Raw genomic sequence first — 26,503 nt, 5'->3', positions numbered from 1 at the left:
TAGCCGCGAACCGGCCCGATCGTTCTAGGTGCTCGCCACGAGCAACTCCTCCGACGCCGCGGGGCGCAATCCGTCGGGGCGGTCGCGGAAGTAACGGTCGGTCAGATCGTCCCCGGACACGGTGCGGGCGTCACGGAAACCCGATTCGAGCGCCAGTGCGCGGATTTCCTCGGGGTCGTAGAAGCTGATGAACGGCGTGCCCGAGGACCGCGCACCACGCTCGGCGAACTCGCGCAGCATCCGCTCGGGGGCGTCGACTCGATCGATCGGGAGCATATAGGTCATCACCAGCGTCGACCCCGGCGCGAGGGTGGAAATGCGTTGCAGGGTCGCAATATTGGCCGCATGCGTCAGATACATCGACACCCCGGTGGAGGCCACCACCGCCGGGCGCTGCGGATCGAAGCCTGCCTCGAGGAGCCGCTCCCACCACGATTCGGTCTCGAAATCGACCGGCACCAAACGCAATCCGGCCGGTGCGGGCAGTCCCAACTCGTCCAGACGGCGGCGTTTCCACTCCTGCGGGCCGGGCTGGTCGACCTCGAAAATGGTTATGGCCGAGGCAAGTTCGGGGCGACGCTGGGCCAGCGTGTCCAGGCCCGCGCCCAGTAGTACGTACTGCCCGACGCCCGCGGCGGACTGCTCGATGATCAGATCCTCGATGAACCGCGCTCGCGCCACGACTCCCGCGCGCATCGGACGGGTCGAATCGGGATCCATGTCCGGGCGTTCGCGCCAGCCATCGTCGGGATCGACCAGGCGCAGGCCGATCTCGTCACGCACCACGTGCGGGGGCGGATCGGCCTCGAGGTGCAGTGCGCGCCACAACGCCACCCGCGCCGCGGTGTGCTCGGGCGCGACGGCCTCCTCGCCGCTCACGCCGGATCCGCCGGGGCGGCCTGCAGGGTCCACAACCGTCCGTCCGGATCGCGTACGACCATCTCCCTGGTTCCGAAATGCGTGTCCTCGAACTCGGTGACGACCTCGGCGTCGGAGCCGAAGTGCACGGCCTCGGCATCGGGCACCGACAGGACCAGGCGGGTGTCGGGCTCTTCGTGTGGAACCTCGGCGACGAACACCGACGGGCCCTGGCCGTTGCGGAACAGGCCGGAATTGTGATCGGTGGTGAAATCGGCTTCGTAGCCCAGGGATTGCATGAACCGGGCGGCCTTGCCCCAGTTGCGGGTCGTGAGATAAACGGCCGCGATACCGCTGGTGGTCACGATCGGCGCTCCTTTCGCTCGGGTGGTTGCTCGGTGGGGGAGTTGTCCAGATGTGCGCGCAGCGCCTCGGCCACGAGCGCCGACAACGACTGCCCCGACTCGATGGCCCGGATCTTGACCTGCTTGATCAAATCGACCGGCAGATACACGTTGAACTGCTTGACCTCGTCACCCACAGCTCCAAGCTAGCATGCTAGCAAGCTAGAAACAACGGCCGGAATAGCCCGCCCGCGCACCGGCTTGGGATGAAGGTGACCGATCACGAGATCTTCGAGCTGGGCGAGTTCGCCCTCGGGGGCATCCCCGTGCCCGACGTGCGACTGGCGTACACGACCTACGGTGAACTCGCGCCCGACGCGGCCAACGCCATCGTGTTTCCCACCTGGTTCGCCGGAACCCACGAAGCCAACGAATGGCTGATCGGCGCGGGAAAGGCGCTGGACAGCGACCGGTACTTCGTCATCGTGCCCAACCTGTTCGGCAACGGGCTGTCCAGCTCGCCCAGCAACACCCCCGCGCCCTACGACCGGGCGCGATTCCCGCACGCGACCATGCTCGACAACGTCACCGCGCAACACCGCCTGGTCACCGAGCGATTCGGGATCACCCGGCTGGCGCTGGTGCTGGGCGCGTCGATGGGCGCGGGACAGACGTACCAGTGGGCGGTCGCGCACCCGGACATGGTCGAGCGCATCGCCGCGATCACCGGCTCGCCACGCACCAGTCCGCACAATCAGGTGTTCTTGGAAGGTTTGCGCGCAGCGCTCACCGCCGATGCGGCCTTCGCCGACGGCGACTATCGCACCCCGCCCCGGCGTGGTCTGCGCGCATTCGCCCGGGTCTACGCCGGATGGGGGCTGTCTCAGGCGTTCTACTGGGAGCGGGTGTACGCGGCGCTGGGCTTCGAGACCCTCGAGGATTTTCTGATCGGGGTGTGGGAGAACAACTTCCGCGACTGGGACGCCAACGACCTGCTCGCCATGATGCACACCTGGGAGCATGCGGATATCGGGCGCACGCCCGGATTCGACGGCGACACCCGCGCCGCACTGGCCTCGATCACCGCCCGGACCCTGTCGATGCCCTCGCGCAAGGACCTCTAATTCCCGCCCGAGGACGAAGAGTGGGCCGTGCAGCACATCCCGGATGGGGAACTGCGCGTCATCCCGGGTATCTGGGGACACCTCGCCGGCGGCGGCGCGGACCCCGACGCGGCCGCGTTCATCGACGCTGCCCTGCGTGAGCATCTGGCCCGCTGAATTCAATGGACCTGCGAGTCCAATCGATCGGTATCCTCGCGCTATGACGATCACCGCGAAGGGACGCGCCACGCGCCAACGGATCATCGAGGGCGCCGCGGTGCATCTGCGCAGTGAGGAACCCGGCACGGTGACCCTCGACGACATCCGCGCTATCACCGGCACCAGCAAAGGGCAGATCTTCCATTACTTCCCCGGCGGGAAGGAGGAGCTGCTGGTCGCGGTCGCCCGGTACGAGGCCGAACGCGTGCTCGAGGATCAGCAACCGCATCTGGGCGCGCTGACCTCGTGGGCGGCGTGGGAACGATGGCGCGACGCGGTGCTGGCCCGGTATCGCGCACAAGGGCGGCACTGTCCGTTGGGTTCGCTGATGGCACAGGTCGGAACCACCGCCGGGACCGCCGAGGTGGTCGGCACACTGCTGGCGCAATGGTGTGCGCACATCCGGCGAGGCATCGCGACGATGCAGGACGCGGGTCTGGTGCGCGCGCAGGTGGATCCGGACGCGGTCGCGATGACGTTCGTCGCGGCCATCCAGGGCGGGGTGCAGGTGCTGCGCACCACCGGCAGTGTCGAGTACCTGGAGACCTCGATGAACACCCTCGTCGCGCACCTGCGGGAAGGGTGAGGCAGTACACCACACTTTGGACTTGCTGGTCCAAAAAATCGCTCGTAGCGTCGGCCGTATGACACGACTCTCCGGAAAAACAGCCCTCATCACCGGCTCCACCAGCAATATCGGACGCGCCATCGCCGAGGCGTACGGCGCGCAAGGCGCACACGTCGTGGTCTCCGGCCGCGACGACGCACGCGGCAACGCGGTCGTCGAACGCATCCGCGCCGCGGGCGGGCGCGCGGACTATGTGCACGCCGACCTGGACGGCACCCTGGCCGCGAGCCGCGCCCTGGCCGACGCGGCCACCGACCTGCTCGGCGGGCGGATCGACATCCTGGTCAACAACGCCGGAATCTACCCGCCCTCGACCACCCCGACCGCCGACGAAGCCATGGTCGATCGCGTCTACGCGGTCAACGTCAAAGCCCCGTTCTTCCTAACACAGGTCCTCGCGCCCGCGATGGCCGAAGCCGGCGGCGGAGTGATCATCAACCTGGGCTCGTGGGTCGCGCGCCTGGCGGTGCCGGTCGGCGCGCTCTACGCCTCCACCAAGGGCGCGATGGAAACCCTGACCCGCGCGTGGTCCGCGGAGTTCGGCCCGCGGGGTGTGCGCGTGAACGCGATCTCCCCGGGCGTGATCCGCTCCGGCGACCAGATCGCGGACGCGCCCAGCCCCGCGGACACGATGATGTACGGCACCCCGGCCGGGAAGCTCGGCACACCCGAGGCGATCGCCGCCGCGGCGGTATACCTGGCCTCCGACGCCGCGGAGTTCGTACACGGCACCGTCCTGGACGTCGACGGCGGCCGCACCGGCGTCGCGGTCGTCGCCGAACCCGCCGCGGCCGCCGCCGGAGCCTAGGCCGGATCGGGTGCGGCGACCTGACTCAACCGGCCCTCGGCCACGCGCAGCCACCGCTGCACCCGCACCTCGGTCAGAAAACGTTCGTCATGGCTGACCACGACGAACGCACCTCGATACGCCTCGAGCGCACTCTCGAGCTGCCCGACCCCGACCAGGTCCAGATTGTTCGTCGGCTCGTCCAGCAGCAACAGATGCGGCGCCGGTTCGGCGAACAGCGCGCACGCCAGACTCGCCCGCAACCGTTCCCCACCCGAGAGCGCCCGCACCGGTCGATGCGCGGCCGGTCCACGAAACAGCAAGCGCGCCAGCACATTCATCCGTTCCGCGGCGGACAGCTGCGGTGCGCTCGCGGCGAGATTCTCCGCGACGGTGAGTGCGGGATCGAGCAGATCCAGTCGCTGGGACAGATACGCCACCCGTCCCGGCGCACGGCGCACCCGGCCCTGGTCCGGGGTGAGCGCACCGGCCAGGATGCGCAGCAGGGTGGATTTGCCCGCACCGTTCGGACCGGTCAGCGCGATCCGTTCGGGCCCGCGGATCGTCAGATCCACCCCGTCGCCGGTGAAGATCTCCCGCCCGCCCAGCTCGATGCCGATCCCTTCACCCTCGAACACCGTCCGCCCGGCGGGAACCTCGGTGCCCGGCAGATCCAGCACGATCCGCTGATCCTCGCGCACCGCACGCTGGGCTCGATCGAGCCGCTCGCGGGCCGCGCCGACCCGCGCGTTATGGGTCTGATTCGCCCGTGCCGCGGACTCCTGGGCGTTGCGTTTCATGGTGCCCGCGAAGATCTTGGGCAGTCCGGCATCGCCCAGGGTGCGTGCGGCGTTGCCCGCCCGGCGCGCGGCGCGTTCGCGGGCCTGCTGCATTTCCCGCTTCTCCCGCTTGACCTCCTGCTCGGCGGTGCGCACGTTCTTCTCGGCGACTTCGCGCGCGGCCTGCACGGCCTGTTCGTAGGCAGTGAAGTTGCCGCCGTGGAAACGGATTTCGGCGGACTCCAGTTCCGCGATGCGGTCCATGCGATCCAGGAGCGCGCGGTCGTGACTGACCACGAGCAGACCTCCGGTCCACTCCTCGAGCACCCCGTACAGGCGCTGACGCATGTCGATGTCGAGGTTGTTGGTCGGCTCGTCCAGCAGCAGCACATCCGGGCGGCGCAGCAGCTGCGCGGCGAGCCCGAGAGTGATGATCTGCCCGCCGCTGAGCGTGTCCAGATCGCGGGACAGCGCGATATCGACCAGTCCGAGCTGCTCGAGCTGGGCGCGGGTGCGTTCCTCGACGTCCCAGTCCGAGCCGATGACGGTGAAATGCTCCTCGCGCACGTCACCGGATTCCACCGCGGCCAGCGCCTCGAGGACCGGCGCGATGCCCAGAACCTGCGCGACGGTCGATCCCACCGTCAGCGGCAGGGTCTGGGGCAGATACCCCAGCACTCCCTCGACGGTGACGCCGCCGCCGCCGGGGCGCAGGTCACCGGCGATCAGGCGCAGTAGCGTGCTCTTTCCCGCGCCGTTGGGCGCGACCAGTCCCGTGCGCCCGCCGGGCACGGTGAACGACAGATCCCGGAACACGGGGGTGTCATCGGGCCAGGTGAACGACAGATTCGAACAGACGATGCGAGCATCGGACATGAGGGAGACTCCCGGAGTGAGGCGGGCGCAGACCAGCTGCGCCGCATGGCGTTTCGGTGGAACGACGACATGGCCACGACAGCCGCACCGTGTGCGCTGGTGGCCGGACTCCGGGGTCTATCCGGAGATGTCGAGTTCACCCGCCATGTCTGGTCTCCTCAGGGATCGGTTCGAGCGGGCGCCACTGTACCGCACCGCTCACTCTCCGCTGGCCGCCGCGTCGTTCTCCGCACGTTCGAGCCGGGCGCGCATACGAGTGAAAATCTTTCCCAGACATGCGAGTTCGTCGTCGGTGAGCTCGTCCAGGAACAGCTCACGAACGGTGCGGGCGTGCCCGGGAGCCGCGGCCAGGAACGCCTCGAGTCCGGTGGCGGTCAGCACCGCGCGATAGCCGCGCCCATCACCGGGGGCTGGTTCACGGGTGAGCAGGCCGCGCTTGATCATCGAATTGACCTGATAGGTGATGCGGCTGCGGGAGAACACCATGCGATCGGCCAGCTCACTCATCCGCAGCCGCTGTTGCGGGGCTTCGCGCAGCAACAGCAGCAGGTGATAGTCGATCAGACTCAACCCGCTCGAGGCGCGCAGGGCCGCGTCCACACAGGTCTCGAGCCGCACGCTGCCCTCGAGATAGGCGCGCCAGGCCCGCACTTGATCCGCACGCAGTTCGCTCGGCTCGGGCATCGCACTCCTCACTACTACAAATCTTGATCATACGAGACGACCGCTGCCGGGACGGCGATCGATCTGCTGGACGACCTCGGACAAACATGCTCTGAACGACCGGGAATGTTCGGCGACAGCCTATGGTTGTCAGGGTAGACAAAATTTCAACTATATTGGAGGTCGTCATGCCAGCTGTGACAGCGGACACGCTGACGCTGCCGCGGGTGCCCGCACCGGACGCTGCGGTGATGTCGCAGCGTCGCGTTCGATCGGTGACGACGGCGCCGACCGGATTCGAAGGCGAAGGTTTCCCGGTGCGCCGCGCGTTCGCCGGGGTCTCGCTCGCGGACCTGGATCCATTCATCCACATGGACCAGATGGGTGAGGTGGAGTACGCACCGGGCGAGCCCAAGGGCACCCCGTGGCACCCGCACCGCGGATTCGAAACCGTCACCTACATCATGGATGGCACCTTCGAGCACCAGGACTCGCACGGTGGTGGCGGCACCATCAGCAACGGGGACACCCAATGGATGACCGCGGGCAGCGGCATCCTGCACATCGAGAAGCCGCCCGAGTCGCTGGTGGTCTCCGGAGGGTTGTTCCACGGCATCCAGCTGTGGGTGAACCTGCCGCGGGCGAACAAATTCAACGCACCGCGCTACCAGGACATCCGCGGCGGACAGGCCACCCTGCTGTCCTCCGAGGACGGCGGCGCGCTGTTGCGCGTGATCGCCGGTGACCTGGACGGGCAGGCCGGTCCGGGCAACACCTTCACCCCGATCAGCCTCGTGCACACCACCATCAGCCCCGGAGCCCGGCTGAATCTGCCGTGGAACCGCGAGTTCAACGCGCTGGCCTACGTGATGGCCGGTGTCGGGACCGTCGGACAGGACCAGCAGCCGATCCGCAAGGGCCAGCTGGCCGTGTTCGGCCCCGGTGACGCGCTCACCCTCACCGCGGGCACATCCACTCCCGCCGCCGAACCGAACCTGGAAGTGCTGCTGCTGGGCGGCGCCCCGATCCGCGAACCGGTCGTGCACTACGGGCCGTTCGTGATGAACACCCGCGCCGAGCTGATGCAGGCGTTCGAGGATTACCAGGCCGGACGCTTCGGGGTCATCCCCGCGGAGAAACTGCCGCACACCGACGGCGATCCGGCACCGGGGTCCGGCGCGCGGGCATGAGCCCGCACTCCCGATCGCGCGGGCGATATGCCTGCCCGCGCGATCCGGAACCGCACCTTCGTCCGGCATCGCCCGGATCGATCGCCGGACACGCTACCCAACATCGTTGACACGCCCCGGTGGGCATCCACTACGGTCGGGACCCGAACACACGGGCACGGCACCATTCCGGCGACCGACGAAGGGGACACCCCTCTTGACCACCAGCGATTTCGCCTACACCGGGTGTGACAACCTGGAAGCGATGGCCGAAGCGGTCAACTACAACACATTCCTGGTCGACACCGTCGACCGCCACCTGGCCCCGGCCGGCACCGCATCCGATGTGCGGGTGCTGGACTTCGGCGCCGGATCGGGCACCTACGCCGATATGCTCGCCGCCCGTCAGATCACCCCCGAATGCCTCGAGCCCGACGAGGAGCTACAACACATCCTGCGCACCAAGGGGTACAAGGTCGTCGACCACGACGGGACGCCCGAGCACGACGGCGAGCGGTACGGGCTGATCTACACCTTCAACGTGCTCGAGCACATCAAGAACGATCAGGCCGCCTCCGAACATCTGGCCGCGCTGCTTCGTCCCGGCGGAACCCTGGTCGTCTACGTGCCCGCGCTCGAGATCCTGTACACCGCAATGGATTCCAAGGTCGGGCACTACCGCCGTTACCGGCGCGCCCAATTGAACCGGATCCTGCGCAACGCGGGTCTCGAGATCGTCGAGTCCCGCTACTGCGACCCCCTCGGATTCTTCGCCACCCTGGCCTACAAAATGCTGGGCCCTGGTGACGGCACCATCAATCCGCGCTCACTCAAGCTCTACGACCGCGCCGTGTTCCCGATCAGCAAAGCGCTGCAGATCCTGACCGGCAAGTTCTTCGGTAAGAACGTGCTGGTCGTGGCCACCAAGGCCTGACCTGCAACTCGAGCTTCAGGCCGTTGGATGCGGCCCCCCGGGCCCGTCGGTGAATCCGGGCTCGGTCGGCCCGGGGCGTGGGCATACAAATCGGCCCCCGGGCCGCCGGGACATGACTTTCAGAGATCGCCCGAGTAGTCGATGCTGATCCAGCGATCGGGACGAATGGTGAGCAGGGTCGACCCGCTGCCGTCCATGCCGTCGGCGAAGGCGCGCCCGCCCTCCGGGCCGAGGTAACGGACGGCGATCTCCTCTCGGGCTTCGTGGGGAGCGGGAGTGACATCGTCGACGACGGTGCCCTCGACGATGACGTACTGGTAGGGCAGTTCTTCCCGCTGAACGGTCAGCGTGACCACGCCGGCCGCACGGATGAGCCTGACCTTGCGGCTCCGATCTCCGGTACTGATCCTGATATCGCCACCCGGGCTGTAGTCGTACCAGATCGGGACGGCGGCGGGCGGGCGGCCATCGGTAGCCGCGACCGACAGCACCGCAATGTGCTTGTCCGCGAGGAACTGCTGACGTTCAGTCTCCGTGAAAGGTTTCGGCATACAACTACGAACATCCCGGTGCCGCAGGATTATTTCGGTGACAGCGTCCCGACCCGGACTGCGATACGTGGCCCCGGTTATCTGACGGTGAGCCCGTCGAGCACGATTGCGATCAGCTGGTTCGGGGTGCCGCGCAACCGGGCGCGACGCTCGGCTGCCGCCACACCGATGACCAGGTCCAACACGTCGGCGATATCGACATCGGATCTCGCCGCCCCGGCTCGTTTCGCCTGTGAGAGCAGGGTTTCGAACGACCGGAGGAACTCGTCCCGAAGCTGCTCGGGGATCGCGATGACAGTACCGGTGCTGTCGTCGAGCGCTTCGCACAACGCCTGGTTGAGGGCGACTTCGCCGACGAGCTCGGCGAAGTACCCGCGAAATGCCTCCTCCGGTGCGGTGCCGGTCGCCAAAAGCGTGCGTGCTCGCTCGGTGAACTTCTCGATGCGGCCGAGAATGACCGCCTCGAACAACGCGTTGCGGGTGGGGAAGTGCCGGTAGACGGTGCCGACACCGACCCCGGCTCGGCGTGCGATCTCGTCGAAGGACACCGACGAGCCGTCGACCGCGAGCATCTGCCGAGCGACGGCCAGCACCTGATCACGATTGCGGCGGGCGTCCGAGCGCAGCGGCTTGGCGATGTGCCCGGTGTTGTCACCCATCGTTCGATCCTAACGGTCACCATTGCGAAACGGAGAAGCATCTCCGTATAGTCTCAAGAATCGGAGAGACTTCTCCGCTTATCGCGGCCCGTTGGCGCGGTTGACCCGAAATCCGATCACGGAGGACACATGGACCAGGTTGTTTTCGTCACCGGTGCGACCGGGCAGCAGGGCGGAGCGGTCGCGGACCGCTTGCTCGCCGACGAATGGCAGGTGCGGGTGTTGACTCGCCGTCCGGAAAGCATCAGAGCTCGGGCCCTGACGAGTGCGGGCGCACGTCTGATCGCGGGCTCGCTGGAGGATCCGGCGACGATCGAGCGCTGCATCGACGGCGTGTACGGGGTGTACAGCGTGCACCCAGGGCCGCTGGCCCCGGAACAGGACGAGGTGAAGGCCGGCAAGGCCATCACCGACGCCGCCGTGAAATACGGTGTGACGCATCTGGTCTACAGCTCGGGTCTGGGTACCGACCGCGGCGGGCAACCGACCAAATGGGAGATCGAGCAATACATCGCCGCGTCGGGTGTCTCGGCCACCGTGCTGCGGCCGAGTTCCTTCATGGAGAACCTGATCACGCAGTCCGCCACGGTCGGGATTCGGGACGGCGCGCTGCGCACCGCCGCGGCTGCCCACGTGCGCCAGCAGTTCATCGCGCTCGACGACATCGGCGCCTTGGCCGCACTCGCGTTGCAGAACCCGGATGACTACCGTGGCCGGACGTTCGAGCTGGTCGGTGATGCACTGACACCACCCGAGGTCGCCGCCCAGGTCAGCGCCGCAGTCGGGCAGCCGGTCCCGTATCTGCAACGTCCGATCGAGGAACTGCGCCGCATCAACGAACGATTCGCTCGCGGCTACGAATTTCTCAACAGCGGCGACGGCAGCGTGCCCGCCGTCGATATCGACGAACTGCGTGCACTGCACCCGGGGTTGATGAACTTCCGAGACTGGCTCGGCCGTAAGGGAGCAGAACTGATCCGCCCACTGCTCGATCCCCGGCCCTGATCACCGTGCATCCACACACTGCGCGGCTGACTGCGCCGCGCCGAGCGTCGCCGAAACACAGTCCCCGACAGCGGACCATAGACATCTGGCGTCACGCGCGCACGGCATCGGACAGGCGGACCTGCGGCGGGAACCGAGGCCGCGCTCACCGGTGTCGCCGAGTATCACGGCGGTGCCGATACGCGGACCTGTTGTGGCACAAGTCTTCCAGGGCATGGCCGGTGCGCTCCGGCGGGTCGAGGGTGACGCCGAATCCGCTGCCGATTGTTCGGCGAGCCCGCTGGCGATGCTGGTCTTCGTCATACTGAGATCGTGGAAACCTGGAGCGAAGCCGCACACGCGGCGGAGGCCAGTGGGGACTGGGATCCTGTGATCCCCGGGGTCAGTGCTTTTGCCGAGTGCTATAGCGCTGATCACCGCCGGCACCATGCGCATCTGTGGCACATGGATTTACTGGTGCTGGCAGGGCGTTTCGATGAGCTGGCAGCTCGGGGCGAGACCGACATCCACACGCGGCCGCCGCGGAGCAGGTAGTGGAGGAAATTGACGGAACCGATGAATACGCGCTGAGCCTGGCGAGAGAGCCCTGATCTCGCCACCAGCAGCGGCCGGTAGCAAACCATCGAATTGTCAGACCGCCAGGCGTGCAGTATCGACAGTGACAGCACGGATCGATCGGCGGATGCTCTGGACATGCCAGGTCATCTCGCAGGAGCGTCTAGCACGTTTCCTGCCCGTTCGTACTGGTGAATGACCGGTGCCGTCTCCATATGCCACCGTGCCGGCAGGCGGACATGCGCCATCACTGGCAGCTCTCGACCACCGCCCGTCGCGCGCTCCCACAACCGGCTACTGCCCACAGGTTCGGCGATCGATGGTGGTGAGCGGCAACGGTTTCACCGTCGGTCGTGCAGAAACCGCTCGACCTCGCGGGGATGACGTAACAGCTGAAGGTTCGCGTTGGGCGCGTAGCGGGTGACTGCGGTGAGGATGTCAGGCAGGCTGCGGCGGCGGTAGCAGACCATCCAGCGCCAGAACACGAGACTCTCGCGAGAGCGGCGCAGCGCGCGCCGGATACAGATTCCGAGCGGAAAATCCAGCACGACAATCGTATCGGCGGCGCGGAGTCGGGGCTCGAGCACATCGAACGGGCCCAGATCGCCGTCGAGGATCCATGTCGGCGCCGCGACGAGTTCCCGCTGGAGCGCCGCCCACCGCTCGCGGGGGATCGGGGTCGCATCCGCTGACCAGAACAGCTCGTCCAATTCGGTGACCGGCAGCCCCGTCACCTCGGCCAACCGGCGCGCGAGCACCGATTTGCCCGCACCGCCACGACCGAGCACGACCACTCGTTGCACACAGCCTCCGTGGGAATCGGATGATCGCCTTCGCGCGGACCTCTGTCGAGTATGTCCGCGCAGAGCCGCTCGGGGGAGCGAGATGTAGCTCGGCAACCGACTCATTTCTCAGCGGAGGTTTCGGTCGTTATCCGCGTGATCGCGGCAGTTCACCGAAATTGGTACGGCCGCACCAGCGACCCTAGTTTTCAAGGGATTACGTATCTGTTTCGTTTGGTTGGGGCGACGCAAACGGAAACGAAAAATCTGCGACGTACTAGGAAGTCTGTGCTCGCCCCCAGGGGTTCTGACCGCCGATAACGTTCACTTATCGGCGGTCAGAACTGGATCGTTTGCCGTGCGGCGCACCGGCATTCGTTTCGTGTCATATCGTTGGATTTGACGAAACAAACGCTACGATTCTCCGGTGGCGACGATGTGCAACTACCCGGGATGTTCACGAACCATCACCAAGAGCGGCGGCCCGGGTCGACCCTCGGAATACTGCGAACACCCCGAACACACCCGGTGGCGAGCCTGGCGAGAACGTCAACGACTGCAACAGGAGCAGGACGACACCCCGGCTGCGAACGTCACTGTGACGCAAAAAGGTCCGGTGACCGCAGCCCGGGTACGGGCCGACGAACTGCTCATCCAGTTCCGAACCCTGGCCGAACAACTCGGCGGCACACTGAATTCCGCGGTCGCCGAACTATCCACGCTGGCCGACCCGTCGATCGCCGAGGACCAGGTCCAGGCCGTGCAGGCCGAGGCCGCACGTCGCATCGCCGAAGCCGAGATGGCCGCGGTCACCGCCGAACAAGCCCGCCGCGAGGCCGAACAGGCCAGGGCCGCAGCCGAATCCGCCGCCGAGGACGCCGCCGCGGCCGCGGAACATGCCGAAGCCCGCATCGCCGAAGCGCTCGCCGCCCGCGACGACGCGCTCGGTGAGGTGCAGAAGGTCACCACCCAGGCCGCGGACGAGGTGTTCACCGCCCGCACCGAGGCCGAAGCCCAGGTCCGAGCCATTCGCCGCGAAGCCGCCGAGGACCTCGAACGGGCCCGGGACCAAGCGAACGAGGAGATCACCCGGGCCCGCACCGCATGCTCCGCGGATATCGAACGTGTCAAACGCGAAGCCGCCCAGCAGATCACCGCCGCCGCAGCCGAACGCGACCTGGCCGTTCAGCGCGTCGCGGATGCCGAACGCGCCATCGATCGCGCCGAAGCCGCGGCCGCCGAACGCGCCGAAGCCCTGTCGGACACGCGAGCGGAACTCACCCGCAGCCGCACCGAACTCACCGAGGCCCGGGCGGAGATCACCACCGCACGAGCAGAACTCGCCGAAACGCGGCGCACCGCAACCGAGGACACGGCCGCCCTACGCACCACCCACACCGCCGCACTGGCCGCCGCACACCGCGACGCCGCCGAACGCCTCGCCGCCGTCGAGGACGCACGAGCCCAAACCCTCGCCCGCGCCGAACGCGCCGAACGCCTCGCCGACGACCTCCTGGCCCAATCCCGCCGCAGCGGAACAGGAACTGAAACCACCAGCACCGGAACCTGATTCGCGACGCCGACCGCCCATCGCGTCGACCGATGGGCGGTGGAACTTCTCCCACTGATTCCCGGCAACCACTCGGCGGTTGAAGCACTGGCAGCGGCCCAGTGGGAGAACTCGACAGTGCTCGGTGCCGACGTCGTCGAGCAGATCGCGGCACTCGAACAGCTCCCCGGCAACGAGTTGCAGGTGCACGGCAGCGGAAAGCTGGTCAAGACATTACGGCTCGGCATGGACACACGCCTGGACCTGAGCCGAGAACGTGTTGCGGGCTGGAGAATTCCTGTCCGGTGGAAGTGGCCGCGAAACTGGACCAGCAGTAGACGCTGTGTCACTGCAACGGAACGCCCGCAATCAGCCGGTCTACGAGAAAGGCGAGGATCTCGTCGCGGGCCGCGGCGGTCGGCTCCCCGGCCGTATCGACGAGATGCGCGGTGACCACACTGTGCGGGCAGCCGACGATCTGTGAGAAGAACGGCGGCGGAGACGGATTCGCCGCGTCGGCGGGCAGCACTCGCGGCTCGAAACGCGGGCCCAGCGCTGCGGCATAGGCGGCGAAACGCTGCTCGGTGCAGAAGCGGTCGCCCTCGAAACGATAGGCCCGGACCACGAGATCATCGCGATCGAGTCGCTTCCGCACGGCCGCGAGCTCACCGGGCGAAATCTCCAGTCCCCCGGGCTCATCCAGTGGCAGGGACGGTTGGCACAGCACCGGCGCCAGCATCGCGGGCTCGAGCATCATGGTGAGCGCGAAATTGCCGGTGAAGCACATACCCAGCGCGCCGACCCCGAGACCGCCGCATTCGCGATGGGCCAGCGCTGCCAGCGCACGCAGCCACACCGCGACGGGGCTGGACTTGCCCGCGCCGAAGGCCCGGAATTCCGCGCTGACACAGGCTCGTTTGAAGACTTCCACGCCTGCCTCCGCCTCCGGATAGGCACCGTCGCGGCCGAACAGTGACGGCAGGTAGACGGTGAGCCCGGCCTCGCGCACCCAGCGCGCGAAGCGGGCCACATCGGGACTGATGCCGGGCATTTCCGCCATGACGATGACCGCCGGTCCGATGCCGCTGACGTACACGGTGCGGGCTACTCCGTCGAGCGTGATCGACCGGGGTGTGAAATCGGACAGGTCGTCGTCGAGAGGGTCCTGGGGGAGAGATTGCTGCACACCCGAACTCTGCCGTAGCAGGTCAGCACACCACCATCGGCAAGATCGCCACTCTTCGGTCTAGTCTCGCCATATGATTACCCACCTCGCGCTGGACGGTGTGCTCGAAGGTGCACTCGGCCTCGGTGTCGACATCGTCGACACGGCAGCCGGGATCGCCGGTGACACGACGGGCCAGCGGCTGCGACAGCGCGTCGCATCACTCGATGGGCTCCCGGTCCGCTCCAGCGGTGGGCGGCTGATCAGCGTCGATACCGAAACTCCGCTCGGCGCGGCGAAGTTCGAACCCGGCGACATTCTGCTGCTGCCGGGGCCGTCCGCGTCCAGCGAAGCGCGTGTCGAGGAGCTGCTGACCCGACCCCAGACCATGCAGGCTGTCGAAATCATCCGGCGTGCCGCTGATTCCGGCGCTACGGTAGCTGCCTCCTGCTCGGCTGTCTTCGTGCTCGCGGCCTCGGGGCTGCTGTCGGGCCGGGCCGCCACCACTACGTGGTGGCTGGCGCCGCTGTTGGCCCGCCGCTTCCCCGATGTCACCGTGCACTCCGATCGCATGGTGGTCGACGGCGGCGCAATAGTCACCGCCGGTGCGGCTTTCGCCCACACGGATCTGCTGCTGGCGCTGGTCGCCCGCCTCGGCGGCGGTGCACTGGCCGAGCAGGTGGCTCACTACCTGGTGCTCGATGCCCGCATGTCGCAGTCGCGCTACATGGTGCTCGAGCATCTACGGGCCACCGACCCGGTGCTGCGTGCCGTGCAACAGCACGTGCACGCCAATCTGCACCGGCAACTATCGCTGGACGAATTGGCAAGTGCCGCAGCGGTTTCTCCGCGCACTCTGACCCGCCGCATCCGCGACCGCGTCGGCGTCTCACCCATCCGGTACGTTCATCGCCTCCGGGTCGGGCACGCGGCCACCCTACTCACGACCACCCGCGAACCGGTCGACGTGATCGCGGGCGCGGTGGGTTACGCCGATCCGGCGGCCTTCCGGCGCATCTACCGCAGGCACACCGGCGAGACACCGACCGCCACCCGCACCCGCGCGGCCGAATCGACCTGATAGGAGTGCCGTTTCAGGATTCCGGGGCCGGATCGGCGCGACCCCTCAGGGCTCGAGATCGACGACGCCTCTGCCACTGTCCACGTCGAAGGGCACCGAGACCTGGTCGTGTGCGATCAGCCAGGCGCCGTCGATCCGGCACAGTCCGTAGGTGACCCGGACCCACATACCGTTCGTGGCCACGCCCTGCTTCAGGGTTCCGCTCAGGCGAACGAAGGCGTGCCCGAATGCCACCTCGCCGCCCACGGTGAACCGCAGGTCGCGAACCTCGTAGTTCACGGTCTCGAAGATCCGGAACACCTTCGCCCAGTTCTCGAGTTTCGCCGCCACCCCGACATGCTGCAGTGGCGGTTCGACGTCGAAGGACACCACGTCGGTGGTGTAGAGCTGCCTCAGAGCCTCGAGATCCTTGGCGCGCAGTGCATCGACGACCTTGTCGATGTGTCGGCGAATCTGGATTTCATCCTCGGCGGCGCGGTCAGCGCGTGATCGAAAGTCGTTCGGCGTCATCGTGATCGGTTCCTTTCTTGTCGATGTGCGGGGTGTCGGTGATAGGGCGGCGCAGCGGAGCCAGGGCGGTACTCCATGCGATGACCTGATCCAGCGTTCTGTTCAGGGCGGCGGCATGGTGTTCACGCGGTACGAAGGTGGTGTGGTTCTCGAAATCGGTGAGCAGCGAGATCGCGACCTGATGGCCGACGTCGGCCATACCCAGCGTGCTGCACACCGTCCGCAGTTGCACGACCGCGCGAGCGCCGCCGCCCGCGCCGTAGGAGACGAATCCGACCGCCTTGTCGGTCCATTCCGCGAATGCGTGATCGATGGCGTTCTTCAACACGCCGGGAACGCCGCCGTTGTATTCCGGGGTCACCAGCACGAAGCCGTCGAACGGGGCGATCCGCTCGGCCCAGCGACGGGTGTGCTCGTGCGCCGACGGGCCGAACATCGGCGGCGCGGGCTCGTCCAGATGCGGTAGCGGGTGATCACGCAGATCGATCAGTTCGAATTCGGCGTCGTCGCGCTGCGATGCCGTGTCCTGAACCCACTGGGCGACCTGTGGGCCTCTACGGTTGGGGCGGGTACTGCCGAGGATGATTCCGATTCTGATCACTGTCCGAACTCCTGCTCTGTCGATAACCTCACGACCTTCCGACGACGCAGCCGCCGAGAATGTCACGCCGCGTCACGAATCGGGTCGCTGATTCGTCGAATTCGGTGAGGACACGAAGACGAAGGAGCCGACCATGACCGACCCGCACCTGCCGATGGTGATCAGTGAACGCCGTCAACTGCTCAATCTCGCCTACCGGCTGCTGGGCTCGCTGGCCGAGGCCGAGGATGTGGTGCAGGAGACCTACGTGCGCTGGTATGCGCTGTCCGAGCAGCAGCGGCGGGAGGTGGCGGTGCCCGGTGCGTGGTTGACCACGGTCGCGAGCCGGATCTGCCTCGATCTGCTCGGCTCGGCGCGGGCCAGGCGGGAACGCTATGTGGGCGCGTGGATTCCGGAGCCGGTACCCGGCCATGCGGAATGGTTCGGTGGCCCCGTCCCGGCCGATCCCGCCGACCGGGTCACGCTCGACGAGTCGATCAGCATGGCCTTTCTCGTCGTACTGGATTCCATGACGCCGGCCGAGCGGGTGGCCTTCGTCCTGCACGACGTGTTCCGCTACTCCTTCGCCGAGGTCGCCGAGGTCGTCGGGCGCAGTACCGCGGCCTGCCGTCAGCTCGCCTCCTCGGCTCGCCGCCGCCTGCGCACCGTGCAGGGGCCCTCGGCAGGCCGGCGTGCCGAGGTGGTCAGGGATTTCAAACGAGCCTGGGAGACAAGGGATATCGAGGCGCTGATCGGCCTGCTCGATCCGACCGCGATCGCGACCGCCGACAGTGGTGGGCTGGCCCCGGCGTTCCGGGATCCGATCATCGGCGGCGAGCAGATCGCCCACACCTGGCTGGACATCGCTGCGCGCAACTCCGCGGTGACCCTGCTCGAGCGGACGGTCAACGGCGAGCCCGGTCTGGTGGCACAGCTCGGCGACGCCATCGTCTCGGTGTACGCCTTCGGCATCGCCGACGGCCGGATCACGCACATCTGGGCGATCCGGAATCCGGAGAAGCTGCGGCCCTGGACAGTTGGGGAAACCACACCGGATATGTAACTGGTTACTAACCACTTACTTATAGGATGGTCTCCATGACCGACGACGTCTGGGCCGGACTGGCCGATCGCTTCGCCGACGGGGCCTACGCCACCGTCAAAGGGCGGGTACGCACCTCGGTGATCCACCGCCATCTGCTCGAACATCTACCACCGGCTCCGGCGCGGGTACTCGACGTCGGCGGCGGTGCCGGGCATCAGTCGTTCCCGCTGGCCCAGGTCGGATACGAAGTGACGGTTCTGGATTCGTCCCCGGCGATGCTGGACAAGGCGCGCGAACGGCTCGCGCGGCTGCCCGAGGAAGTCCGCTCCCGGGTCACCTTCGTGCAGGCCGAGGGCGAGCACGCCGAACAGGCGGTGAACGCAGAGCGTTTCGCCGCGGTGCTGTGCCACGGCGTGCTCGGTTACCTCGAGCAGCCCGAACCGCTCGTCGAGCAGCTGTGCCGATGCGCGGCCGACGACGGGATCGTATCCATCATGACCGCCAACGCCCACACCACCGCGGTTCAACCGGCCTTGGAACGACGCTGGCGTGACGCGCTCGCCGCCTTCGACACCCGGCACGGGACCGTTATGGGACTGCCCGGCCGCGCGGACACGCCGGAGGAGGTCGGCAAACTGATGCTCGGCCACGGCGTGGAACCGGTGCGCTGGTACGGGGTGTGGCTGTTCGTGGACTGGCTCGAATTCAGCGGAGTCGACCTGGATGTGAACGACACCGAACAGGTCGCCGCCACGATCGCGGTGGAATACGAAGCCAGCCTGCGGGATCCCTACCGTGCGATGAGCCGGGTCTTTCACCTTCTCGGACGCAAAACCCTGGGCTGAGACGGCCTGCTCGTCCGGCGGACCGTGAGAATCGGCCGCATGCAGCACGAGCGCCTGGTACATCAGCAGCACCCCGTTGCCGTGCGCGCCGTCGAGACTGTCGTGCGGCCCCGACAAGCCCGTGCCGATGGACACGTGGGAGGTCCCCAGCGCTGAAACCCGCACTTCCGCAACAGTTCCGGGCCTACCTGCACGGAATCGGTTCCGAGGGTGAACCTTTCGCGCATCGATATCGGATCGGTCCGGGTCGAGGGGGAGGTGCCCGGTGTGTGTAAGCCCGTGAGGTTCCCATCGCTCGGTGCTCGATAGGGTCGAGGAATGGCGCGAATCGCATGGCTGGGGCTGGGCCGGATGGGGTCGGGGATGGCGGCGCGGATGGTCGCCGCCGGGCATGAGGTGCACGTGTTCAACCGATCCCCGCAGCGGGCCGAACCGCTCGTGGCGCAGGGGGCGATCGCCGCATCCACTCCGCGCGAGGCGGTCCGGGATGCGGCGATGATCGTCGCCATGGTCGCCGACGACCCGGCTTCGCGGACGGTGTGGCTCGGTCCGGACGGTGCGCTCGCCGGTTCGCCCGCGCCCGGCGCGTTCGCAGTGGAGTGCTCCACGATCTCCCGCCCGCACGTGCTGGCCCTGTCCCGGCAGGCGTCCGAGCGGGGCCTCCGGTATCTCGACGCCCCGGTGACCGGGTTGCCCGAAGCGGCCGCCGCCGGTGCGCTGACCCTGTTCGTCGGCGCGGACGGAACGGCCCTCGACGCGGCTCGCCCGCTGCTGGAACCGTTGTGCACCAACATCGTCCGGTTCGGTGAGGTGGGTGCGGGCACGTCCTACAAACTGATGCAGAACCTACTCGGCTCGATCCAGATCGCCGCGACCGCCGAGGCCCTGCGCACCGCGGAATTGGCCGGACTGGACCTGCCCACGGTGGTCGACACGCTCTCGCGCGGTGGTGCGGCCAGCCCCACCGTGGTGCGCGTCGCCCGGCTGATCCTCGAGGACGCCCACGACCGCGACGTCAGTTTCACCGCCGCGCTGCGCCTGAAGGACACCCGCTTGGGCGTCGAAGCCGCCGACGCGCTGGGCACTCCGGCAGCTCTCGGCCACACCGCGCTGGACATCTTCACCCGCTTGGTCGACGCAGGGCACGGTGAACTCGGCGAGACCAAGGTGATCGATCTGCTGCGGGAGTGAACTGCGCTCCTGGGAGATCCTCTGTGCCGCTTCGTGAGTGGGCGACTCAGGACGGTGGTCCGGGAACCAGGTCGGACTGAACACCTGCTCGTGCGCCAGTCTCTCCTGCCGGGCAAGCCGGATCAGCTGGCATCCGTGCGTGCGGCAGTGTCGTTCTTGCGCTGGTTGGCATTGAAACGCGCCTTCTTCTGGCGATTCCCGCACGTGTTCATCTCGCACCATTTGCGGGTGCGACTTCGGCTGGTGTCGAAGAAGGCGGCTCGGCAAGTCGGCGATGCGCACAGGGCCATTTTTCCGTCCCGTTCGCCCGAGATGATGTCGATCGCGTCGGCGGCGATCACGCCCAGGGCATCTTCTACGCGGGAAGCCGAGCCGAGTCGCCATTGGCGATTTCCCTCGGGCGTCAGGATGGCCGCCGCCCGACCGCGAATGCTGCAGTCATTGATGACTTGGGCGGCAGCCGCAGGCAGAGCGTCGCCGATCGCGGCTGCTGTCGCAGCGGCGTGAATCGACTCCCGCAGTTCCCGAGCGAGTTCGAGCTGGGCGGTGGTGCAGGAGTCCACGGCCAGGCCGCTCACCGCCAGCCAGTCGATGAGTCGCTGCGGGGTGGGAATGCGCTCAACAGCGTCGCCCTGACGCTCCGTCAGCGTCGCAGTGAAGCTGGTCGCCAGCACGCTACCGAGGCGGAACTCAGGGAACCCAGCAGACATGGAACCACCATAGCTGGTTGCAGGACGCCTGCATTACATGTTAGAACCGTCTTAGCCGGTTCTCTGTAGCTCAAAGCCGGTTCGCGATAGCCAGGAGGTCTCATGCCCCGTTCATCCAGCGACGTGCAAGCATTCGAAGCCCACGCAACCGACGCCGACCTCGACGATCTCCGAGCGCGATTGGCCGCGGCGCGGCTGCCGGAAGCCGAGACGGTCTATCGCGCCGCGCCCGACCCTCGCCGATGGGAACAGGGCGTTCCGCTCGCCGACCTCGTCGATGTCGTGAACTACTGGCGCACCGAGTACAACTGGCGGTCGTTCGAAGAGCGCCTCAACCGGATCGGGCAGTTCCGCACGACCATTGCTGATCTGGGAATCCACTTCCTGCACCGCCGATCCGCGCGCGCAGATGCCACTCCGCTGATCTTGACGCACGGCTGGCCGGGCAGTATCGCCGAGTTCATCGATGTCGTAGACGAGCTGGCGGATCCGAGAGATGCTGCCGCCCCGGCGTTCCACGTGGTGGTCCCGTCGCTACCGGGGTTCGGTTACAGCGATAAGCCCGCCACCACCGGGTGGGGAACCGAAAAGATCGCGGCCGCATGGGTGGAACTGATGGGCAGGCTCGGCTACCGCAGGTTCGCAGCCCACGGCGGCGACTGGGGAGGCAATATCACCACGGTCCTCGGCGGCAGGTTTCCGGCGCACGTTCTCGGCATCCACACACTGTTCGCGGAGGCGCCGCCCGGTTTGGCTACGGACGGGCTGACGGCCGCCGAGCGCACATGGACCGAAGACACCCGCGATTTCTGGCATGGCACCGGTCGGCGCCACCGCGCGGCGTATGCGAAGCAGCAGGCGACCCGACCGCAGACCATCGGCTACTCGCTCGTCGACTCACCGGTCGGGCTGCTCGCCTGGATCCTCGACAAGTTCGCCGAGTGGAGCGATACCGAAGACAGCCCGTTCGAGACGATTTCCAGAGACCGGATTCTCGACGACGTCACCCTGTATTGGCTGACGCGGACCGGCGCATCGGCGGCCCGCATCTACTACGAAAGCCACAACTCGCTGGACCCCGAAATCCGGGTCGACGTCCCGTCGGCAATCACCATGTATCCCCGCGATATCGAGAAGACCCCGCGCCTCTGGGCGCAGGAGCGGTACCGACAGATCGTCCGATGGAATTCGCCCGAAGTCGGGGGACATTTCCCGTCGCTGGAGGTTCCCGAGTATTTCGTCGAGGACCTGCGAGAAGGGCTCGCGGCAGTGCTTGCCGCTCATCGGTGAACGCGGCTGCCGGGACCGGGAATTGGTCCGGGACCGAGCTGGGGGCCGAATGCTCTGCGCAACAAGGGGTCTCGGTTGCGATTGCCACCGGAATCCCGAACCGGTCGGGGGACTAACGGTCGGAGGAATGCACGGCGGTGATTCCGGACAGGACCAGATCCAGGCCGTCGAGGAACTGCTCGCGGTCGTCGTGCCCGCGTAGCTGACGGGCGACCGCTCGGGTGAACGGATACTCCTCGGGGTCGAGGTTCTCCCAGGTGGTCGCGACGGTGTCCAGGAAATCCGGGCGGTCCTGATGTGTGGCGTTCCGGCCGTTGGTGGCGTTCTGGCCCGCCGCGCCCAGGATGTAGTTCATCAGCGCGGAGGTCGCGGTGAACCAGGCCGCCTCGGGGACGTCCAGGGCGCTGATCTGCCGACCGAGGCCCTCGAACAGGCGCGGCGCCAATGTCCCTGCGGGATCGCGGGACATCTGGATGGCCAATTGCGTTGCGAGCCAAGCATGCTCGTCGATCGCATCGAACAGGCCCAGGGCCACCGCACGGATCCGTTCCCGTGGAGTGGCCGCAGGTTCGGCGGGCTCGCGGGTCAGCGCGGCAGTCACCACCGCGTCGGTGGCGGCTGCCAGGAGTTCGCCCTTGTTCGCCACATGCCAGTAGATCGCGCCGGGACCGGTGGCCAGGCGTTCGGTCAGCGCCCGGAACGTCAGCCCGGTCTCACCGGCGATATCGAGCAGATCGATCGCGGCCGCGACGATGCGCTCGCGGGACAGCGCCTCGGTGCGCCTCGATGATCGGGGAGTGCGGGTGGGCATACCGCCATCTTGACATGTCTGGAGCATTGTTCCAACATGGAATGGCATTCCAATCATGGAGCGGCGTACCAGTCAGGTCGACCGGGTCACCCCCGAGCGGCCGCATCCCGAAAGGAGCCCACGATGAGCGCACCGATCACCATCATCGGCGCCGGACTCGGCGGCCTCACCCTCGCTCGCGTCCTGCACGTCCACGGCATCCCCGCCACCGTCTACGAAGCCGAGCCCTCGCCCACCGCACGCACCCAGGGCGGCATGCTCGACATCCACGAACACAACGGCCAGCCCGCGCTCGCCGCGGCCGGACTGCTCGAACAGTTCCGCGACCTCGTCCTGGAAGGACGCGAGGCGACGCGGGTGCTGGCCCCGGACGGCACCGTGCTGCTCGACGAACCCGACGACGGCACCGGCACCCGACCCGAGGTGCAGCGCGGCGACCTGCGCCGGCTCCTGCTGGATTCGCTACCCGAGGGCACCGTGCGGTGGGGACACAACGTCACCGGCGTGCGCGCGGTGGAGCCTGGCCGTCACGAGGTGAGTTTCGCCGACGGCTCGACCGTCCGGACCGGTCTGCTCGTCGGCGCGGACGGGGCCTGGTCGCGGGTGCGGTCGCTGCTGTCCGAGGCCACCCCCGAATACGTCGGCACCACCTTCGTCGAGACCTACCTGTTCGACGCCGACACCCGGCACCCGGCCGCGGCGAAGGCCGTCGGCGACGGAGCGCTCTTGGCCCCCGTGCCCGGAAAGTCCATTCAGGCGCACCGCGAGAGCGGCGGAACCCTGCACGCCTACGTCGCATTGGCCGCGCCGCAGGAATGGTTCGCCGAGATCGACCTCCCTGATCCCGCCGCCGCGACCGAGCGGATCGCGCGCGAATTCCACGGCTGGGCACCCGAACTCACCGCACTGATCACCGACAGCGACACCACACCGGCACTGCGCCCGCTGTTCGCGCTGCCGATCGAGCACCGCTGGCAACGAGTCGCGGGAGTAACCCTGCTCGGCGACGCCGCGCACCTGTCCCCGCCCAACGGCGAGGGCGCCAACCTGGCCCTGTTCGACGCCGCCGAACTCGGGCGCGCACTCGCCGAGCACCCCGAGGATCGCGAAACCGCACTCGGTGCATACGAGCAGGCCCTGTTCACCCGCAGCGCCGCGGAAGCGCTCGAGGCCGCCGCCGACTTCCAGCGCTGCTTCGGAGAGAACACCCCGGACAGCCTCCTGGACCTGCTCACCGGAGCCGGCCGAACCGCCTGAGCCAGTGCGTGCCCCGCTGTCACTTCTCCGAGATCCGCTGGCGAGCAACGATTTCCATGGCGACATCCGTCCGGCAGCTACCTGCGGCGAGGTGGTGCGACTCACCCGGGTCCGCGCTGCCGCTGCTACGGTTCGGGCTCGGCATGACCTCGACGCTGGGTTGGTGCGTCGCCGGGTACGGCCCGAGAGCGTGGGCGAAACCCTGTCGGCCAGTATCAGCGGTGTCGGGATCGGGGACACCGCAATGGGTTCCGGATGCGGTCGGTGCATCGGTGCACCCGATGCGAAGACGCATGGTGTGCGGTCGCCGGGTCAGGTGTGGGTCGGGGAGACCTCGCGTACCGGATCGGATGGGGCGTCGTCGCGGGGACGAGCGGTCAGCACCACCTGCGCTCCGCCTGCGGGGACGTGGGTGATGTTGCGGATGCGGACGCGCTCATCGTGCACTCCCGGCGGGAGGGACAGGGCGTAGCGGGAGAGCACCTCGCGCAGTACCACCGTGCCTTCCATCAGTGAGAAGCCCGCTCCGATACAGCGGCGCACGCCGCCGCCGAACGGAAGCCAGGTGTTCGGGGCGACGCTGCCGTCCAGGAAACGGTCCGGAGAGAAGCGTTCCGGGTCGGGGTGACGGTCCGGATTGCGGTGTGCCAGCAGGATCGAGGTCGACACCACTGTGCCGCCCGGCAGCCGCCAGCCGCCGATCGTCATCTCGCGGGTCAGTTTTCGGCCCGCGCCGCCGATCACCGTGCGGCGGCGCATCGACTCCTTCAGGACCGCCTCGAGATATTTCTCGTCGCCTTCGAGGGCAGCACGGTGTGCGCGATCCTGAACGGTCGGGTCCGCGGCCAGCTCGTGGAACGCCCACGACAGCGCCGAGGCGGTGGTCTCGTGCCCGGCCAGCAGCAACGTCACGAGCTGATCGCGCAACTCCGCGTCCGAGAGCGGGACATCCGTGGCATCCTCGCCGGATCCCACGGCCAGCAGTCGCGAAAGCACATCCGCGCCATCGGAATCCGGTGCGGCGCGACGGCGCGCGATCTCCTCGTACAGCAATGCGCTCAACGCATCCTGGTTCTCGCGCATCCGCTGCCACGGGCCGAGTGTCTGCAGGCGCGGCCAGATTCCGCCGAACAGCATGATCGGGTTGATGTTCACGATGCGCCGCAAGCGGGGTGCGAGCAGCTCACGCCGCCGCGGATCGCTCACCCCGAACACCACCCGCATGATCACCTCGAGGGTGAGGTCGTTCATCCGGTCCAGGGTGTGCAGCGCAGTGCCCGGGGGCCAGGATTCGACGTGGTCGGCGGTGATCTGCTCGACGAGCCCGCGATAGCCGCGCAACGCCGACGCGGCGAAGGCGGGCATCAGCAGTCGGCGCGCCCGCGCGTGCTCGGCCTCGTCGGTCAGCAGCACCGAATGCTCACCCATCACCGCGCCCAGCACCCGATTGCCTTCTCCAGCATGCATATCGGCCGGATCACCGGCGTACACCTCCCGGATGTGCTCGGGCCGGGAGAACACCACCAGATGCTCGGCGTACGGCGGCAGCAGACGCAGGCTGAACACGTCGCCGTAGCGGGCGGACATCGTGGTCAGCAGCCGCGGGCGCGCGGTGGCGTACATCAGGGTCTGCAGTAGCCGCGGCAGCCGCGGGCCGGGGGGATATGCGGTGCTCACCAGCTCATGCCTTCCTCCGGGATGCCCGTGCCCGGAAACGACCGACGCGGGTCGAATACCACGGTACGGCCCGCGGGTCCGGACCGTCGTCGCGGATCGGCCTCGTCGATGCGTGGCGTACCGCAGTCGATACGAGCAATCGTGTGGCGACTGTAATGCCATCGCGATTTTCCTGATATCTATCGCAATGCCGACATCTCGGACGATGATGACGCAAATATTAGGCAACACAAGGTTGTTGCTCATATCATGACGCCATGCCCACCTTCAGAGTGGCCGGGCGCACCGATGTGTACATCGGCGAAGCCTGGCAGGCGGCGTTGGCGATCGGCTGTACATCGGTGGTGCTGGGGGTGGTGATGATGGTGTGGCCGGGCAGATCGGTCTCGATGTCCGAGCTACTGTTCGGCGTTGCCATGCTGTTGACCGCGGCCTGGCAGATGGTGCTGGCGTTCCGCGGCCGCATCCGCACCGGACTCAAGATCCTGGAGTTCGGCACCGCGCTGGTTTCGGTGCTGCTGGCGATGTGGTGCATGCGCAGCGGCGACTGGGTATCGCTGGTCGCGCTGTGGGTCGGGCTGGGCTGGGTGATCCGCGGCGTCGTCCAGGCGACCGTCGCGGTCTGGTCCGACCAACTGCCCGGCGCCGGCCGCCAGGAGATCGCCGGACTGCTCACCCTGGTGGCCGGTCTCGCGGTGGTCATCTGGCCCATCGACACCCTCGACGCGCTGGCGGTCCTGGCCGGGGTGTGTCTGATCCTGTTGGGAATCAGCGAGATCCGCATCGCCACCCGCATCGCCCGGCCGGAATCCACCCCCGAACACGTCGGCGTGCAGGGCCTGCTGCGCTCGCACTCCTGAGCACACCCTGTGGCATTGCC

General features: G+C 67.6%; 27 protein-coding genes and 1 pseudogene. 14 read left to right on the top strand and 14 right to left on the bottom strand.

What is annotated here, in order from left to right:
* Nucleotides 1-24: 24 nt before the first annotated feature.
* From ON40_RS13410 to ON40_RS13400, 3 genes are read right to left on the bottom strand one after another with little or no spacing between them, the layout of a single operon-like run.
* A complete protein-coding gene (locus tag ON40_RS13410) occupies nt 25-879 on the bottom strand; it encodes a class I SAM-dependent methyltransferase (RefSeq protein WP_040822208.1) in 855 nt (284 codons plus the stop codon).
* Nucleotides 876-1,223 carry a VOC family protein gene (locus tag ON40_RS13405; protein ID WP_040822207.1) on the bottom strand — a complete coding sequence of 116 codons (348 nt, stop codon included), beginning with the start codon at nt 1,221-1,223 and terminating at the stop codon, nt 876-878. The genes ON40_RS13410 and ON40_RS13405 overlap by 4 nt, the downstream gene beginning before the upstream one ends.
* On the bottom strand, nt 1,220-1,399 hold the full coding sequence (locus ON40_RS13400) for a ribbon-helix-helix domain-containing protein (protein WP_040822205.1): 180 nt from the start codon (nt 1,397-1,399) through the stop codon (nt 1,220-1,222). The genes ON40_RS13405 and ON40_RS13400 overlap by 4 nt, the downstream gene beginning before the upstream one ends.
* Before the next feature lie 69 nt (nt 1,400-1,468).
* Between ON40_RS13400 and ON40_RS13395 the strand changes: the two are divergent.
* The 3 genes and pseudogenes from ON40_RS13395 to ON40_RS13385 all read left to right on the top strand — a co-directional run bounded on the left by ON40_RS13395 (nt 1,469) and on the right by ON40_RS13385 (nt 3,960).
* Nucleotides 1,469-2,482 (top strand): annotated as a pseudogene (locus tag ON40_RS13395) (alpha/beta fold hydrolase).
* Nucleotides 2,483-2,525: 43 nt separating this feature from the next.
* Nucleotides 2,526-3,110: a TetR/AcrR family transcriptional regulator gene (locus ON40_RS13390; protein ID WP_040822203.1), complete on the top strand. Its 585-nt coding sequence runs from the start codon at nt 2,526-2,528 to the stop codon at nt 3,108-3,110.
* Between the two features lie 58 nt (nt 3,111-3,168).
* Complete coding sequence (locus ON40_RS13385; RefSeq protein WP_040822202.1) at nt 3,169-3,960, top strand: SDR family NAD(P)-dependent oxidoreductase; 792 nt, start codon at nt 3,169-3,171, stop codon at nt 3,958-3,960.
* On the opposite strand, the gene ON40_RS13380 is transcribed toward ON40_RS13385, so the two are convergent.
* Nucleotides 3,957-5,594, bottom strand: a complete 1,638-nt coding sequence (locus tag ON40_RS13380; protein WP_040822201.1) for an ABC-F family ATP-binding cassette domain-containing protein — start codon at nt 5,592-5,594, stop codon at nt 3,957-3,959. The genes ON40_RS13385 and ON40_RS13380 overlap by 4 nt on opposite strands.
* Nucleotides 5,595-5,792: 198 nt before the next feature.
* Entirely contained in the window at nt 5,793-6,278 is a 486-nt protein-coding gene (locus tag ON40_RS13375) for a MarR family winged helix-turn-helix transcriptional regulator (RefSeq protein ID WP_040822199.1), read from the bottom strand.
* A gap of 167 nt (nt 6,279-6,445) precedes the next feature.
* Between ON40_RS13375 and ON40_RS13370 the strand changes: the two genes are divergently transcribed.
* Nucleotides 6,446-7,447: a pirin family protein gene (locus ON40_RS13370; protein WP_040822197.1), complete on the top strand. Its 1,002-nt coding sequence runs from the start codon at nt 6,446-6,448 to the stop codon at nt 7,445-7,447.
* A 196-nt stretch (nt 7,448-7,643) separates the two neighbouring features.
* Nucleotides 7,644-8,360 (top strand): class I SAM-dependent methyltransferase, encoded by a 717-nt coding sequence (locus ON40_RS13365; RefSeq protein WP_040822196.1) that lies wholly within the window; start codon nt 7,644-7,646, stop codon nt 8,358-8,360.
* A 119-nt stretch (nt 8,361-8,479) separates the two neighbouring features.
* Here ON40_RS13365 and ON40_RS13360 read toward each other — a convergent pair whose 3' ends face one another.
* Nucleotides 8,480-8,911: a pyridoxamine 5'-phosphate oxidase family protein gene (locus ON40_RS13360; protein WP_040822195.1), complete on the bottom strand. Its 432-nt coding sequence runs from the start codon at nt 8,909-8,911 to the stop codon at nt 8,480-8,482.
* A gap of 77 nt (nt 8,912-8,988) precedes the next feature.
* Nucleotides 8,989-9,570, bottom strand: coding sequence for a TetR/AcrR family transcriptional regulator (locus tag ON40_RS13355; RefSeq protein ID WP_051193059.1), 582 nt, complete (start codon nt 9,568-9,570; stop codon nt 8,989-8,991).
* A gap of 129 nt (nt 9,571-9,699) precedes the next feature.
* Between ON40_RS13355 and ON40_RS13350 the strand changes: the two genes are divergently transcribed.
* Nucleotides 9,700-10,575 carry an NmrA/HSCARG family protein gene (locus ON40_RS13350; RefSeq protein ID WP_040822193.1) on the top strand — a complete coding sequence of 292 codons (876 nt, stop codon included), beginning with the start codon at nt 9,700-9,702 and terminating at the stop codon, nt 10,573-10,575.
* Nucleotides 10,576-11,471: 896 nt separating this feature from the next.
* Here the strand turns inward: ON40_RS13350 and ON40_RS13345 are convergent.
* Nucleotides 11,472-11,933: a P-loop NTPase family protein gene (locus ON40_RS13345; RefSeq protein ID WP_040822192.1), complete on the bottom strand. Its 462-nt coding sequence runs from the start codon at nt 11,931-11,933 to the stop codon at nt 11,472-11,474.
* A 595-nt stretch (nt 11,934-12,528) separates the two neighbouring features.
* Between ON40_RS13345 and ON40_RS13340 the strand changes: the two genes are divergently transcribed.
* Nucleotides 12,529-13,482: a hypothetical protein gene (locus ON40_RS13340; protein ID WP_245567786.1), complete on the top strand. Its 954-nt coding sequence runs from the start codon at nt 12,529-12,531 to the stop codon at nt 13,480-13,482.
* Between the two features lie 325 nt (nt 13,483-13,807).
* On the opposite strand, the gene ON40_RS13335 is transcribed toward ON40_RS13340, so the two are convergent.
* Nucleotides 13,808-14,647, bottom strand: a complete 840-nt coding sequence (locus ON40_RS13335) for a dienelactone hydrolase family protein (RefSeq protein ID WP_040822190.1) — start codon at nt 14,645-14,647, stop codon at nt 13,808-13,810.
* Nucleotides 14,648-14,720: 73 nt separating this feature from the next.
* Here ON40_RS13335 and ON40_RS13330 point away from each other — a divergent pair, with 73 nt between their 5' ends.
* On the top strand, nt 14,721-15,707 hold the full coding sequence (locus tag ON40_RS13330; RefSeq protein WP_040822188.1) for a GlxA family transcriptional regulator: 987 nt from the start codon (nt 14,721-14,723) through the stop codon (nt 15,705-15,707).
* A 45-nt stretch (nt 15,708-15,752) separates the two neighbouring features.
* On the opposite strand, the gene ON40_RS13325 is transcribed toward ON40_RS13330, so the two are convergent.
* Entirely contained in the window at nt 15,753-16,217 is a 465-nt protein-coding gene (locus ON40_RS13325; RefSeq protein WP_040822187.1) for a YybH family protein, read from the bottom strand.
* Nucleotides 16,186-16,818 (bottom strand): NADPH-dependent FMN reductase, encoded by a 633-nt coding sequence (locus ON40_RS13320; protein WP_051193058.1) that lies wholly within the window; start codon nt 16,816-16,818, stop codon nt 16,186-16,188. The genes ON40_RS13325 and ON40_RS13320 overlap by 32 nt, the downstream gene beginning before the upstream one ends.
* Before the next feature lie 133 nt (nt 16,819-16,951).
* On the opposite strand from ON40_RS13320, the gene sigJ reads away from it, so the two are divergent.
* From sigJ to ON40_RS13305, 3 genes are all read left to right on the top strand, one after another.
* Entirely contained in the window at nt 16,952-17,860 is a 909-nt protein-coding gene (gene sigJ, locus ON40_RS13315) for an RNA polymerase sigma factor SigJ (protein ID WP_040822185.1), read from the top strand.
* Between the two features lie 35 nt (nt 17,861-17,895).
* Entirely contained in the window at nt 17,896-18,687 is a 792-nt protein-coding gene (locus ON40_RS13310) for a class I SAM-dependent methyltransferase (RefSeq protein WP_040822574.1), read from the top strand.
* Nucleotides 18,688-19,005: 318 nt separating this feature from the next.
* A complete protein-coding gene (locus ON40_RS13305; RefSeq protein WP_040822184.1) occupies nt 19,006-19,878 on the top strand; it encodes an NAD(P)-dependent oxidoreductase in 873 nt (290 codons plus the stop codon).
* Nucleotides 19,879-20,000: 122 nt separating this feature from the next.
* On the opposite strand, the gene ON40_RS13300 is transcribed toward ON40_RS13305, so the two are convergent.
* On the bottom strand, nt 20,001-20,588 hold the full coding sequence (locus tag ON40_RS13300; RefSeq protein WP_040822183.1) for a CGNR zinc finger domain-containing protein: 588 nt from the start codon (nt 20,586-20,588) through the stop codon (nt 20,001-20,003).
* Between the two features lie 102 nt (nt 20,589-20,690).
* Between ON40_RS13300 and ON40_RS13295 the strand changes: the two genes are divergently transcribed.
* Nucleotides 20,691-21,878 carry an epoxide hydrolase family protein gene (locus ON40_RS13295; protein WP_040822182.1) on the top strand — a complete coding sequence of 396 codons (1,188 nt, stop codon included), beginning with the start codon at nt 20,691-20,693 and terminating at the stop codon, nt 21,876-21,878.
* A gap of 112 nt (nt 21,879-21,990) precedes the next feature.
* On the opposite strand, the gene ON40_RS13290 is transcribed toward ON40_RS13295, so the two are convergent.
* A complete protein-coding gene (locus tag ON40_RS13290; protein WP_040822181.1) occupies nt 21,991-22,689 on the bottom strand; it encodes a TetR/AcrR family transcriptional regulator in 699 nt (232 codons plus the stop codon).
* A gap of 123 nt (nt 22,690-22,812) precedes the next feature.
* On the opposite strand from ON40_RS13290, the gene ON40_RS13285 reads away from it, so the two are divergent.
* Entirely contained in the window at nt 22,813-23,946 is a 1,134-nt protein-coding gene (locus tag ON40_RS13285; RefSeq protein ID WP_040822180.1) for an FAD-dependent oxidoreductase, read from the top strand.
* A 312-nt stretch (nt 23,947-24,258) separates the two neighbouring features.
* On the opposite strand, the gene ON40_RS13280 is transcribed toward ON40_RS13285, so the two are convergent.
* Nucleotides 24,259-25,623: a cytochrome P450 gene (locus ON40_RS13280; RefSeq protein ID WP_051193057.1), complete on the bottom strand. Its 1,365-nt coding sequence runs from the start codon at nt 25,621-25,623 to the stop codon at nt 24,259-24,261.
* A gap of 257 nt (nt 25,624-25,880) precedes the next feature.
* Between ON40_RS13280 and ON40_RS13275 the strand changes: the two genes are divergently transcribed.
* A complete protein-coding gene (locus tag ON40_RS13275; RefSeq protein ID WP_083895616.1) occupies nt 25,881-26,483 on the top strand; it encodes an HdeD family acid-resistance protein in 603 nt (200 codons plus the stop codon).
* Nucleotides 26,484-26,503: the final 20 nt, after the last annotated feature.

Source organism: Nocardia jiangxiensis NBRC 101359 (assembly GCF_000308615.1).
Taxonomy (GTDB): domain Bacteria; phylum Actinomycetota; class Actinomycetes; order Mycobacteriales; family Mycobacteriaceae; genus Nocardia; species Nocardia jiangxiensis.
This window is presented reverse-complemented; position numbering and strand designations above follow the sequence as displayed.

What these genes read in the sequence shown, in the direction of transcription:
- ON40_RS13330 (WP_040822188.1), top strand. Translation starts at nt 14,721, where the DNA reads ATGATTACCCACCTCGCGCTGGACGGTGTGCTCGAAGGTGCACTCGGC.
- ON40_RS13375 (WP_040822199.1), bottom strand. Translation starts at nt 6,278, where the DNA reads ATGCCCGAGCCGAGCGAACTGCGTGCGGATCAAGTGCGGGCCTGGCGC.
- ON40_RS13275 (WP_083895616.1), top strand. Translation starts at nt 25,881, where the DNA reads ATGCCCACCTTCAGAGTGGCCGGGCGCACCGATGTGTACATCGGCGAA.
- ON40_RS13350 (WP_040822193.1), top strand. Translation starts at nt 9,700, where the DNA reads ATGGACCAGGTTGTTTTCGTCACCGGTGCGACCGGGCAGCAGGGCGGA.
- ON40_RS13295 (WP_040822182.1), top strand. Translation starts at nt 20,691, where the DNA reads ATGCCCCGTTCATCCAGCGACGTGCAAGCATTCGAAGCCCACGCAACC.
- ON40_RS13325 (WP_040822187.1), bottom strand. Translation starts at nt 16,217, where the DNA reads ATGACGCCGAACGACTTTCGATCACGCGCTGACCGCGCCGCCGAGGAT.
- ON40_RS13285 (WP_040822180.1), top strand. Translation starts at nt 22,813, where the DNA reads ATGAGCGCACCGATCACCATCATCGGCGCCGGACTCGGCGGCCTCACC.
- ON40_RS13300 (WP_040822183.1), bottom strand. Translation starts at nt 20,588, where the DNA reads ATGTCTGCTGGGTTCCCTGAGTTCCGCCTCGGTAGCGTGCTGGCGACC.
- sigJ (WP_040822185.1), top strand. Translation starts at nt 16,952, where the DNA reads ATGACCGACCCGCACCTGCCGATGGTGATCAGTGAACGCCGTCAACTG.
- ON40_RS13390 (WP_040822203.1), top strand. Translation starts at nt 2,526, where the DNA reads ATGACGATCACCGCGAAGGGACGCGCCACGCGCCAACGGATCATCGAG.
- ON40_RS13360 (WP_040822195.1), bottom strand. Translation starts at nt 8,911, where the DNA reads ATGCCGAAACCTTTCACGGAGACTGAACGTCAGCAGTTCCTCGCGGAC.
- ON40_RS13385 (WP_040822202.1), top strand. Translation starts at nt 3,169, where the DNA reads ATGACACGACTCTCCGGAAAAACAGCCCTCATCACCGGCTCCACCAGC.
- ON40_RS13305 (WP_040822184.1), top strand. Translation starts at nt 19,006, where the DNA reads ATGGCGCGAATCGCATGGCTGGGGCTGGGCCGGATGGGGTCGGGGATG.
- ON40_RS13370 (WP_040822197.1), top strand. Translation starts at nt 6,446, where the DNA reads ATGCCAGCTGTGACAGCGGACACGCTGACGCTGCCGCGGGTGCCCGCA.
- ON40_RS13290 (WP_040822181.1), bottom strand. Translation starts at nt 22,689, where the DNA reads ATGCCCACCCGCACTCCCCGATCATCGAGGCGCACCGAGGCGCTGTCC.
- ON40_RS13355 (WP_051193059.1), bottom strand. Translation starts at nt 9,570, where the DNA reads ATGGGTGACAACACCGGGCACATCGCCAAGCCGCTGCGCTCGGACGCC.
- ON40_RS13310 (WP_040822574.1), top strand. Translation starts at nt 17,896, where the DNA reads ATGACCGACGACGTCTGGGCCGGACTGGCCGATCGCTTCGCCGACGGG.
- ON40_RS13380 (WP_040822201.1), bottom strand. Translation starts at nt 5,594, where the DNA reads ATGTCCGATGCTCGCATCGTCTGTTCGAATCTGTCGTTCACCTGGCCC.